The organism is Pseudomonas sp. NPDC077408 (assembly GCF_050269105.1).
GTDB lineage: Bacteria > Pseudomonadota > Gammaproteobacteria > Pseudomonadales > Pseudomonadaceae > Stutzerimonas.
The window spans coordinates 272,699-284,728 of sequence record NZ_JBNNHS010000006.1 but is presented as its reverse complement, the minus strand read 5'-3'; the positions used below and the strand labels follow the sequence as shown (position 1 = coordinate 284,728).

The 12,030-nt window shown below is 58.2% G+C and carries 10 protein-coding genes and 1 pseudogene; 1 reads left to right on the top strand and 10 read right to left on the bottom strand.

Annotation, left to right across the window (positions count from 1 at the left end; genetic code table 11):
* Positions 1-258 (top strand): annotated as a pseudogene (locus ACQKEK_RS16980) (IS4 family transposase); the annotation flags it as partial.
* Between the two features lie 43 nt (positions 259-301).
* Here the strand turns inward: ACQKEK_RS16980 and htpG are convergent.
* From htpG to odhB, 10 genes are all read right to left on the bottom strand, one after another.
* Positions 302-2,209 (bottom strand): molecular chaperone HtpG, encoded by a 1,908-nt coding sequence (htpG, locus tag ACQKEK_RS16975; protein WP_499143845.1) that lies wholly within the window; start codon positions 2,207-2,209, stop codon positions 302-304.
* Between the two features lie 142 nt (positions 2,210-2,351).
* Positions 2,352-3,599: an MFS transporter gene (locus ACQKEK_RS16970; protein ID WP_499143844.1), complete on the bottom strand. Its 1,248-nt coding sequence runs from the start codon at positions 3,597-3,599 to the stop codon at positions 2,352-2,354.
* Between the two features lie 43 nt (positions 3,600-3,642).
* Positions 3,643-4,089: a PaaI family thioesterase gene (locus ACQKEK_RS16965; RefSeq protein ID WP_045426331.1), complete on the bottom strand. Its 447-nt coding sequence runs from the start codon at positions 4,087-4,089 to the stop codon at positions 3,643-3,645.
* The gene (locus ACQKEK_RS16960; RefSeq protein ID WP_045426329.1) at positions 4,086-4,544 is read right to left on the bottom strand and encodes a PaaI family thioesterase; all 459 of its coding nucleotides are present in this window, start codon (positions 4,542-4,544) and stop codon (positions 4,086-4,088) included. Before ACQKEK_RS16960 ends, ACQKEK_RS16965 begins: the two co-directional genes overlap by 4 nt.
* Before the next feature lie 54 nt (positions 4,545-4,598).
* Positions 4,599-5,324 (bottom strand): DUF599 domain-containing protein, encoded by a 726-nt coding sequence (locus ACQKEK_RS16955; protein ID WP_499143843.1) that lies wholly within the window; start codon positions 5,322-5,324, stop codon positions 4,599-4,601.
* An 83-nt stretch (positions 5,325-5,407) separates the two neighbouring features.
* Positions 5,408-6,727 (bottom strand): branched-chain amino acid transport system II carrier protein, encoded by a 1,320-nt coding sequence (gene brnQ / locus ACQKEK_RS16950; RefSeq protein ID WP_128119272.1) that lies wholly within the window; start codon positions 6,725-6,727, stop codon positions 5,408-5,410.
* A gap of 274 nt (positions 6,728-7,001) precedes the next feature.
* Complete coding sequence (gene sucD / locus ACQKEK_RS16945) at positions 7,002-7,889, bottom strand: succinate--CoA ligase subunit alpha (protein ID WP_499143842.1); 888 nt, start codon at positions 7,887-7,889, stop codon at positions 7,002-7,004.
* Entirely contained in the window at positions 7,889-9,055 is a 1,167-nt protein-coding gene (gene sucC / locus ACQKEK_RS16940) for an ADP-forming succinate--CoA ligase subunit beta (protein WP_045426322.1), read from the bottom strand. The genes sucD and sucC overlap by 1 nt, the downstream gene beginning before the upstream one ends.
* A gap of 176 nt (positions 9,056-9,231) precedes the next feature.
* Positions 9,232-10,668, bottom strand: coding sequence for a dihydrolipoyl dehydrogenase (gene lpdA, locus ACQKEK_RS16935; protein ID WP_046164013.1), 1,437 nt, complete (start codon positions 10,666-10,668; stop codon positions 9,232-9,234).
* 93 nt (positions 10,669-10,761) lie between these two features.
* On the bottom strand, positions 10,762-11,985 hold the full coding sequence (odhB, locus tag ACQKEK_RS16930) for a 2-oxoglutarate dehydrogenase complex dihydrolipoyllysine-residue succinyltransferase (protein WP_045426317.1): 1,224 nt from the start codon (positions 11,983-11,985) through the stop codon (positions 10,762-10,764).
* Between the last annotated feature and the right edge of the window lie 45 nt (positions 11,986-12,030).

Here is a 12,030-nt window from a genome sequence, read left to right as displayed (position 1 = left end):
GCGAGCCAGGCCGCAGTAGCCTTCGGTCGGGAGCCTTCAGATATAAGGTTCAAACCCGCCTGCCAGTACATCGCGGTGCAATTGATCGTCATGGCGGCGGCCAATCCGGTTTCGGCAACGGGAAGAAGGCTGGCTGAATTGCGGGGAGGTGTCGCAGGGCTGTTTCTGGATCACCGTCCAAGGCCAGGGAGGCCAAGGACGGTGAAGATTTCCAAAACCCGGTATCCGGTGGATCGTAAGGCTGCTCCGCTTAAGTGAACAGCATTACGTCAGTGACGGGCCTTTTTTGCGGCAGATCAGGTTAAGCGGATAACTCAACCAGCAGCTTGTTGAGGCGCTGCACATAAGCTGCAGGGTCCTTCAAGCTGTCCCCTGCCGCCAAGGCTGCCTGATCAAAGAGGATGTGCGAAAGATCGGCGAAGCGGTCTTCATCCGGCTCGGCGTCGAGTTTTTCAATCAGCGGGTGTGCCGGATTGATCTCGAAGATCGGCTTCGATTCCGGCACCTTCTGTCCGCTGGCCTCGAGGATCTGGCGCATTTGCAAGCCCAGGTCTTGCTCACCAATCGCCAGAATTGCCGGCGAATCAGTCAGACGGTGCGATACGCGCACTTCAGCAACCTCATCGCCAAGCGCTGTCTTGAGACGCTCTACCAGGCCTTCCTTTGCTTTGGCGATCTCTTCCTGAGCCTTCTTGTCCTCTTCGGAGTCCAGCTTGCCGAGGTCCAGGTCACCGCGGGCGACATCAACGAACTGCTTGCCATCGAATTCGGTCAGGTAGCTCATCAGCCACTCGTCGATACGATCGGTCAGCAGCAACACCTCGATACCCTTCTTGCGGAAGACTTCCAGATGCGGGCTGTTCTTGACCTGCGCATACGACTCGCCGGTGAGGTAGTAGACCTTGTCCTGCCCATCCTTGACACGGCCCAGATACTCAGCCAGCGACACGCTTTGCTCGCCGGAACCATCGTGGGTGGAAGCGAAACGCAGCAGACTGGCTATCTTCTCCTTGTTCGCGAAATCTTCCGCCGGGCCTTCTTTCAATACCTGACCGAACTGCTTCCAGAAGTTCTTGTAGTCCTCCGGCTTGTCCTTGGCCAGCTTGTCCAGCATGTCCAGCACGCGCTTGGTCAGCGCCGACTTCATCGAATCGATCACCGGATCCTTCTGCAGGATCTCGCGGGACACGTTCAACGATAGGTCGTTGGAATCGACTACGCCTTTGATGAAGCGCAGGTACAACGGCAGGAACTCATCGGCCTGATCCATGATGAAGACCCGCTGGACGTAAAGTTTCAGTCCTTTGGGTGCTTCTCGCTGATACAGGTCGAACGGCGCGCGGCCAGGAACGAACAACAACGACGTGTATTCGAGCTTGCCTTCAACTTTGTTATGACTCCAGGCCAACGGATTCTCGAAGTCGTGCCCGACGTGCTTGTAGAACTCCTGATATTCCTCGTCCTTCACCTCGGTGCGTGGACGGGTCCAAAGCGCACTGGCTCGGTTGACGGTTTCCCACTCGGTCTCGGCCGGCTTGTCTTTCTCCTCACCATGAAACTCTTTCGGCAATTCGATCGGCAGCGCGATGTGGTCGGAGTATTTCTTGATGATGTTGCGAAGGCGCCAACCGTCGGCAAACTCTTCTTCGCCAGACTTGAGGTGCAGAACGATGCGGGTGCCACGTTCCGGCTTCTCGATGTTCGCAACCTCGAAATCGCCCTCGCCTTTCGAGGACCAATACACGCCTTCTTCTGCAGACGTACCGGCGCGGCGGCTGAACACCTCAACCTGCTCCGCGACGATGAAGGCGGAATAGAAGCCAACGCCGAACTGACCGATCAGGTGTGAATCTTTCTTCTGGTCACCGGTCAGGTGCTTCATGAAATCAGCCGTACCCGACTTGGCGATAGTGCCCAGATGGGTGATAACGTCTTCGCGGTTCATGCCGATGCCGTTATCTTCGAGAGTGACGGTCTGGGCATCTTTATCGAAGCTGACACGAATCTTCAGATCGGCTCCGCCCTCAAGCAGCTCAGGCTTCGCCAGCGCTTCGAAGCGAAGCTTGTCGGCAGCATCCGAGGCGTTGGAAATCAGCTCGCGAAGGAAGATCTCCTTATTTGAATATAAGGAATGGATCATCAGGTGAAGCAGCTGCTTCACTTCGGTCTGGAAGCCCAGGGTTTCTTTGTTTTGAGTCTCCACACTCATCGTCTTGCAAACTCCACATGTCAATGGCACGGACCGCAACTGCGGCGATGACAAGCAGATGGGGGCTTGGCGCTAAAATTCAAGTGCGACGCATGCCTGAGTGCCATTGCGGACCTTGTACAGCGACCTCCCGCTAGGCCCACTAAGGCTCGAGTAGCTCAAGCTGAACGATATCGTCGGGGCTGAGATTGAACGCCGCCTCCCCCGACCCTTTCAGCCGTTGCCTGATAGACAGGTTGCCGTCCCGATCGAGCCCTTTGAAGCGCCCTTCCGCAACACCACCGCGCTTGGTATGGGCGCGTATTTGCAGATGTTCGTAGCGCTCCGGATTGCGCAGCAACCGCGCCAGCGAGAACCGCTGCCGGCGATCGATTCGGGCCGAAGCGGTGCTATCGGGCAGTGGTGCTGCTTGGATAGTAGTAACCTTTGGCTGGGTTTCGACTGTAGCCTTCAGCGGCGGATAGGTATCGTCGACGACCGCCCAGCCTTGGTCACCCTTGTGCATATTGAGTTCGAAAAGACTCGGCGAACCTTCAACTTCGGCTTGCACCGAGAGGATCATGCTCGACGCAGGGAAGGTAACAGCAGGCAGCGCCCCGATGGTCACTGCCCGCGTCTCGAAGCGTCGCTGCAGATGATCCTTGGCCACATAAGCGAGTGTCTCAGCCGAGTCATGCGTCAGATCCACCTGGCCTGAAAGATAACGCAGGTTGTCGGTGAACAGTTCGATGTGTCCACTGAGGCTCGTGTGGTAATGGGCGGGCAAGACCAGATGGAAGTCACCGGCCAGCTTGTTCGGCGGCACCGGCTGCAGATCCAGATGTAAGGTGTAGCCGCTTCGAACTCGGCGCGCCTCAGGTAGCTCTTGTTCTGGACGCATCCAGTTGATTTCGATCTCCGGGACAGCACCGGTGTCCTCGGGCAGCACATCGACCTGCACAGCTCCAGGCGGCTTTTCGCCAAGGCGAATGCTCACTTCCTGCTGGGCAAACAGCTGATCCCCTTCACGTAGTGTAAGTACGCCATCCGTGAAACTGCCAACCCTAGGCTCGAACGGCCTGCCATCGAGCTGCCCGTGCAAGCGAAAACTAAGCTGCTGGCCCTGCATCTCATCCGGCTCAAGCCATTCAAGACTGGTGATGGCTGCGATTCGCCCCGGATCGTGGTTAGCGAGCAACGTAAACCCAACTACAAGAGGGATAAAGCCCAAAGCGGACAGCCCCACCGCCTTCCGGGCGTTACTCCAGTGGCGCGCGATATAGAGCAGAGTCACCGGGGGTAGCAGACAGCCGACGCCCCACAACAAGCCCGTACCGAACGCCAGAACGATCAACCAGACCAGACCCGCTACAATCAGCAGTAGCCCACCCAGTATCAGCAACGCATCCATTCAACACCTTCGAGACAACTACAAGTGACACCGGCCAGGCCTATCAGGGCTCGTTGACCTTGAAGTGGCAACGTGCAGTAGCGATCGGTTCGGCCTGATTGGTTTGCCAGGCCGTCACGGCAACATTGGCCACACGGCGTCCCTGGCGCCAGACCTGGCAGGCGGCGAAGGTGTCACGATAGTGACCCGCTCGAAGATAATCTATCGAGAAGTCGATGATTTTGGGCAAATGTGGCGCGCCCATGAACATCAGCAGATGGAGCATTGCCGCATGCTCCATGAAGCCAGCAATCACGCCGCCGTGGATGGCTGGAAGCGTAGGATTGCCGATGTTGTCCTGGTTCTTTGGCAGCCGAAACACCATCTCATCGCCCAGCCGCAAGCACTCGATACCGATGAGCCTGGCGTACGGCACCATGTTCAGAAGCACATCGTAATCATTGCTGGCGTGAGCCTCACGGACCAGCGCGTCCAGGTCCGGAACACTCATTGCGGTGCCTCCGGCGCTTTCATTAGGCTGTTCTTGCCCATGCGCATGAAAGCACCCACAACGTGTGCAATCGGTTCGTTGATATCACGCTGATAAGCGACCCCACGGGTGAAAATGACTGTCGGTGTTACGCGGTAGCACTCAGCAAAGCCAAACACATCATGATTTGGTTCGGCGGGATGCATGTAATCAATGCGGAGATCAAGCGTGGGACAGATCTCGAGCTCAGGTAGCGCGCACGCCGTGGAGATACCGCAAGTGGTGTCCATCAATGTCGTGATCGCCCCGCCGTGGACGCGTCCGGTCTCAGGATTGCTGACGATCTTTTCGCTATAGGGAAGGCACAACGTAAGCCCCTTGGCGCTCGCATGCTCGACGCGCATGCCCAGGACCTGACAGTGGCGTAACAGGGAAAGAAACCGCTGGGTGCGCTCCAATATCAAACTATCGCTCATGCGAACTCTCGAAAGTCCAAACCACACAGTTTACCGGCTCTACTGGCTAGCCCCTCACTCCTTGGGCGGCTCGATAGGCAAGGTTGGCGTGAACACCATGACTTCAAGCACATCAGAATGAAACTCTCGGCGATACAGCACCAGTACCACCCCGGTCGTTACCGTCATGAAGAACCAGGGATGGATGAACCAGGACAAGGTAGCCATTCCGAAGTAATAAGCTCTCAGGCCGAAGTTGAACTGGTTTGCCGCCATCGAGATGACCCTAGCAGCCCGCTCGGCGAATGACTTGCGCTCAAGGTCACTCACGTTGCGCTCACCCGCCATCGGTGCCGAGGCAACCAGCACAGCAGCGAAGTTGTACTGCCGCATGCACCAGCTGAACGTGAAAAACGCATAAACGAACACCACCGCCAACGCCAACAGCTTGATTTCCGAAAGCCCACGGCTGACTGGTTGCGCGAACGGCAGATCCGCCAACAGCGAAACAGCACGTTCGGACGCGCCCAGCGCAGTCAGTACGCCAGCCAGGATGATCAAGGTGCTGGATGCGAAAAATGCCGCGTTGCGCTCCAGGTTGCCGATCACGTTGGCATCCGCGATGCGGTTATCGCGCAGCAGCATGCGTCGCATCCAGTCCTGCCGATACAAATGCAGGACGCTGGCCAGGCACGCCGTGTCCCTGCCCCGCCAGCTTGCGTAGCGGGTGTAACCGGCCCAGCACAGCACGAACCACGCGACAGCAATCAGATGAGGCAGCAAATGATTGGGAATGAGCATGTAGACCCCTCTGGACGCATGCGCCTAATTATAGCCAGCGAAACCGCTTGCTAGACGTCTCGAGAACCAATCGTGCGCCCGGGTCAACCGGCATCTGATGCGAGTCGGCGTTGACCAAGCAGCCGATCCACGGCGAACGCGATCGCCAGAGTCACCAGCACAGGAACCAGCCAGCCCATGCTCTGCGCGGCTAAGGGGAGCCTGGTAAACAACACGGGAACCAGGTCAGTGAAGCCCGCCGCAGACAACCCATCGGCAACACCGAACACCAGCGTGACGGCCATTACCGGGATAAACACCCGGCTGGGCGAAACCCAGCAGCGATCCAACAGACTCAATGCGACCAACATGATCGCCAGCGGGTAGAGCCCGACCAGCACGGGCACGGACACACTGATCAGCTGGGTCAGGCCCTGATTGGCCACCAACAGACTGAAAAGCGTGAATACCACGGCGACAGTGCGATAGCCGACGGGCATCAAGCCGCTGAAGAATTCGCCACAGGCGGTCGTCAATCCAACCGCGGTTGTCAGGCAGGCCAGCGTAATCACGACTGCAAGCAGCAGACTGCCCGTAGTACCAAAAGTGTGTTGCACGTAAGTTGTGAGGATCTGCACGCCGTTTTGCGCCTCGCCGGCAATGCCCTGACTAGTTGCGCCCAGGTAGAACAGCGCGAGGTACACCAGCGACAGACCAAGCGCGGCTATGGCGCCCGCAATCATAGAGTAACGGGTCACCAGCGCCGGCTCGGATACGCCTCGATCACGGATGGCGGTCGCGATCACAATGCCGAATACCAGCGCGCCCAAGGTATCCATGGTCAGATAGCCTTCTAGAAATCCTTTCAGCAGGGGACCGTTACGGTAGCTCTCAGCTGTGGTCCCGATGTCGCCAGCCGGCGCGAACACCGCAGCGCCGCCCAGCACCAGCAATGCAGCCAGTAATACAGGCGTGATGAACTTGCCGACCCGGTTCACCAACTGACCTGGATTTATCGCCAGGAACAATGTCGCCGAAAAAAACAGAACCGTATAAACGAAAAGGGGGATAGCTGCGTTGCCGGTAAAGGGCGCAACGCCCATTTCAAACGACACCACTGCCGTCCGAGGCGTAGCGAACAGTGGCCCAATGGCAAGGTACACCGCTACCGCCAGCAGCGTGCCGGCGCCACGCCCCAGCGGGGCGGTCAAGCGATCCATGCCGCCGCCGACCCGTGCCAGCGCGACCACAGTCAACAAAGGCAACCCGACGCCGGTTAACAGAAATCCCAGTGCAGCAAACCAGAGCGAGTGCCCTGCAGCCAGCCCGGCACTGGGTGGAAAGATAATATTGCCTGCGCCGAGAAACAGCGCGAACGTCATGAAGCCTAGGGCCAGCAGATCAAGGCCTTTCAGTCGAATCATTGAATTATCACCACTACAGAAGGTTCTGGCACGACACGCACCAAGCGTGAACTCCCGGATACGGCTCATGCTGCGCCGCATGAAAAAAGCACGCACCTTAATCGAAATGACTAGTGAGGGCGAGGAGTCGTACTCCCCAAAGCGAGATGGTGCGAGAAGACGGACGCCGCTTGGCATACTCGCTCGGACCAAGCCAGAACGCCGTTTATCGTCGTGCAGAAACGAAGATGCCAGTCAGACGAGCTGACTGGCATCGGGTGACGCTAGGAGGGGATCAGGCCTGCTTGACGTCCCAGCCAGTGACTTCCGCCAGCGCCTTGCCGATATCGGCAAGCGAACGAACAGTCTTCACGCCAGCGTCTTGCAGCGCTGCGAACTTCTCGTCCGCGGTGCCCTTGCCGCCGGAAATGATCGCACCGGCATGCCCCATGCGCTTGCCCGCCGGAGCCGTCACACCAGCAATGTAGGAGACTACCGGCTTGGTGACATTGGCCTTGATATAGGCAGCTGCCTCTTCTTCGGCGGAACCGCCGATTTCACCGATCATGACGATCGCTTCGGTCTGCGGGTCTTCCTGGAACAACTTGAGGATGTCGATGAAGGTCGATCCTGGAATAGGATCGCCGCCGATACCCACGCAGGTGGACTGACCGAAACCAGCGTCGGTGGTCTGCTTGACCGCTTCGTAGGTCAGAGTGCCCGAACGAGACACGATGCCAACCTTACCCGGCATGTGGATGTGACCCGGCTGGATACCGATCTTGCACTCGCCAGGCGTAATCACACCTGGGCAGTTCGGGCCAATCAGGCGAACACCCATTTCGTCACACTTGATCTTCACTTCGAGCATGTCGAGAGTTGGGATGCCTTCGGTGATGCAGACGATCAGCTTGATACCGCCGAACACTGCTTCAAGAATGGAGTCCTTGCAAAACGGTGCCGGAACATAGATCACTGACGCATCCGCGCCAGTCGCTTCGACTGCTTCTTTAACCGTGTTGAATACCGGCAGGCCCAGATGAGTTGTGCCGCCCTTGCCAGGAGTCACGCCACCGACCATTTTGGTGCCGTATTCGATGGCCTGCTCGGAGTGGAAGGTACCTTGCGAACCGGTGAAACCCTGGCAGATAACTTTGGTGTCTTTATTGATCAGGACGCTCATTACTTGCCCTCCGCGGCTTTGACGACTTGAATGGCCGCATCGGTCAGGCTCGTCGCACCGATGATATTCAGACCACTTTCACCCAGCATCTTGGCGCCGAGTTCAGCATTGTTGCCTTCGAGACGGACGACCACAGGAACCTTGACGCCGACTTCCTTGACCGCACCGATAATGCCTTCAGCAATCATGTCGCAACGGACGATGCCGCCGAAGATGTTAACCAGGACAGCCGCGACGTTTTCATCGGACAGGATGATTTTGAACGCTTCTGTCACGCGCTCTTCTGTAGCGCCGCCGCCGACGTCGAGGAAGTTCGCCGGCTTGCCGCCGTGCAGATTGACGATATCCATGGTGCCCATGGCCAGACCTGCACCATTGACCATGCAGCCGATGTTGCCTTCCAGTGCAACGTAGTTGAGCTCCCACTTCGCTGCGTGAGCTTCGCGCGGGTCATCCTGGGACGGGTCCTGCATACCGCGCAGCTTGGGCTGGCGATAGATCGCGTTGCTATCGATATTCAACTTGGCATCAAGGCAGTGCAGATTGCCGTCTTTCTTGACGACCAGCGGATTGACTTCGAGCAGAGCCAGATCGTAGTCGACGAACAGCTTGGCCAGGCCCACGAAAATGTGGACGAACTGCTTGACCTGATCACCCTTCAGGCCGAGCTGGAATGCCAACTCGCGGCCCTGGAACGGCTGAGCGCCGACGAGCGGATCGATGGTTGCCTTGAGGATTTTTTCCGGCGTGTCGTGAGCGACCTTTTCGATGTCGACGCCACCTTCGGTGGAGGCCATGAAGACCACCCGACGAGTAGCACGGTCAACCACGGCGCCCAAGTACAGTTCTCTATCGATGTCTGTGCAGGCTTCAACGAGAATCTTGCTGACCGGTTGTCCGTTGGCGTCGGTCTGATAGGTCACCAAGCGCTTGTCTAGCCACTGCTCGGCGAATGCGCGGGCTTCGTCCTTGCTACGGACCAGCTTGACGCCACCCGCCTTGCCACGACCGCCAGCATGTACCTGAGCCTTAACTACCCACTCGGTACCGCCAATCTGATCACAGGCTTCAGCCGCTTCTTTGGGGCTGTCGATCGCATAACCCTTGGAAACCGGCAATCCGTACTCGGCAAACAGTTGCTTGCCCTGATATTCGTGAAGATTCATCTTAGCTACCGTTCGGTTTGATGTGCATCAGACGCCACATTGCAGCGGCGTCACCTCAAGTCGCTGAAAACTATCGAAGATACCTTTCAGGGACCTGTCATACCTTGCTTGAAGGTATTCGGCGGCCGCGCCAGGCCTATAAAGCCCAGCGCGAGCCGCCGCTTGTTGCTGCGCTATTAGCGCTTCTTGCGGTTGGCGATGTGAATCGCGTGACCATTCACCGCCAGCGCAGCTTCGTGCAGCGCTTCGGACATGGTCGGGTGCGAGAAGACCATCATGCCCAGATCTTCGGCGCTGGTGCCGAACTCCATGCCGATGGCGCCCTGCTGAACCAGCTCGGCTGCAGCCGGCCCCATGACATGCACACCCAGTACACGGTCGGTCTTGGCGTCAGCGATGACCTTGACCAGGCCCGCCGTATCGTTGGCAGCCATGGCACGGCCACTGGCGGCGAACGGGAAGGTGCCCACGTTGATTTCTACGCCTTCGCTTTTCAGCGCCTGCTCAGTCTTACCGACCCATGCGATTTCCGGATGGGTATAGATGACCGACGGAACCAGGTCGTAGTTCATTTGCGATTTGTGGCCCGCGATCCGCTCGGCAACCATCACACCCTCTTCCGATGCCTTATGCGCGAGCATCGCTCCACGGACCACGTCACCAATGGCATAAACGCCTGGGACACTGGTCGCGCACTGATCGTCGACAAAGATGAAGCCACGCTCATCCATGTCGACGCCTGCATCAGCGGCCAGCAGATCGGTGGTCACAGGACGGCGACCAACTGCAACGATCAGTTTGTCGAAGGTCTGCTGCTGCTCTCCCTCAGCGTTGGTGAAGTTGACGGTGACCTCGTCACCCTTCACTTCCGAACCGGTCACACGGGCGCCCAGCAGAATATTCAGGCCCTGTTTGCTTAGGACCTTGAAGGCTTCCTTGGAAATTTGTTCGTCGGCGGCCGGCAGGAACTTGTCCATGGCTTCGAGGACGGTGACTTCTGCACCCAGGCGAGCCCAGACCGATCCCAGCTCGAGGCCAATGACACCGGCGCCGATAACGCCAAGCTTCTTCGGCACGCTCTGGAAGTCCAGAGCGCCTGTCGAGTCGACAATGATCTTCTGATCGACCGGCGCCGGCGGGATATCGACGGGCTTGGAACCGGAGGCGAGGATTACACTCTCCGCACCGAGTACCTGCGTGTTGCCATCCAGGCCAGTGACCTCGACCTGCTTCCCACTGAGAAGCTTGCCGTGACCCTCGAACACGGTTACACCGTTCGCCTTCATAAGACCGGCAACACCGCCAGTCAGGTTTTTAACGATCTGGTCCTTACGGGCCACCATGGTCGGAACGTCCATGGCCACTTCGCCAGTGCTGATGCCGTGAACCTTGAAGCTCTCGTGGGCTTCATGGAACTTGTAGGAGCTGTCCAGAAGCGCCTTGGACGGAATGCAACCGACGTTCAGACAGGTTCCGCCAAGCGCGGTCTTGCCTTCCTTGCCCTGATATTTTTCGATACAGGCGGTCTTCAGACCCAGTTGCGCTGCGCGAATGGCTGCAACATAACCGCCGGGGCCGGCACCGATCACGACGACGTCGAATTTCTGGCTCATTACGAATCCTCTTGAGTGCAGCTAAAAAATCAAAGGCCGCAGACAGCAGGCCCGGCACTTGCCTAGCCTGCCAACTGCAGCCCGTGACGCTTGTTAGATGTCCAGCAGCAAACGGGCCGGATCTTCCAGCAGGTTTTTGATGGTCACCAGGAAGCTGACCGCTTCCTTGCCATCGATAAGGCGATGGTCGTAGGACAACGCCAGATACATCATCGGTCGGATGACCACCTGGCCGTTAACGGCCATCGGACGCTGCAGAATGTTGTGCATGCCCAGGATAGCGGCTTGCGGCGGGTTGACAATCGGGGTCGACATCATCGAACCGAAGGTGCCGCCGTTGGTGATGGTGAAGGTGCCGCCAGTCATCTCATCAATCGACAGTTTGCCATCACGCGCTTTCTTGCCAAAAGTGGCGATGCCGCTTTCAACTTCGGCCAGGTTCATCAGCTCGGCATTGCGCAGCACCGGAACGACCAGACCACGATCGCTGGAGACAGCGACGCCGATGTCCTGATAGCCGTGGTAGACGATGTCGGTACCGTCGATCGACGCGTTGACCGCGGGGAAGCGCTTCAGCGCCTCGACGGAAGCCTTGACGAAAAAGGACATGAAGCCCAGACGCACGCCGTTGTGGGTCTTTTCGAACAGATCCTTGTACTTCGAGCGCAGCGCCATGACCTCGGTCATGTCGACTTCGTTGAAGGTGGTCAGCATCGCCATGTTCGACTGTGCTTCGACCAGGCGCTCGGCAACCTTGGCGCGAAGGCGAGTCATCGGCACGCGCTTCTCGGTGCGGTCACCAGCAGCAGAAACAGGGGCCGATGCTGCACTCGTGGCGGGCTTGGCGGCTGCCGGAGCCGACTTTTTGGCCTCGATGGCAGCAACCAGATCTTCTTTGGTTACCCGCCCATCCTTGCCAGTGCCCTTTACGCTGTTCGGATCGATGCCGTTTTCTTCGGCCAGCTTGCGCGCGGCAGGCGCGAGGATCGCGTCTTCTCCACCCGCTGCAGGTGCCGATGCTGGAGCGGCTGCCGGAGCGGCGGCTTCTGCAGGCGCAGCAGCTGGAGCTGAAGCCGTAGCGCCAGCGTCCAGCTTGCCAAGCAGCTCACCGCTGAGCACGGTGTCGCCTTCGTTTTTGGCGATTTCGGTCAGCACGCCATCCGCTTCGGCTAGCACTTCCATAACAACCTTGTCGGTCTCGATGTCGACAATCAGTTCGTCACGCTTTACCGCATCGCCCGGTTGCTTGTGCCAGGTCGCAACGGTGCCGTCAGCAACCGATTCCGGAAATTGAGGGGCTTTAATCTCGATAGCCATTAGCTGGGTCCTATTTGATTCGGTTTTTACATCGAGGCCGCGGTG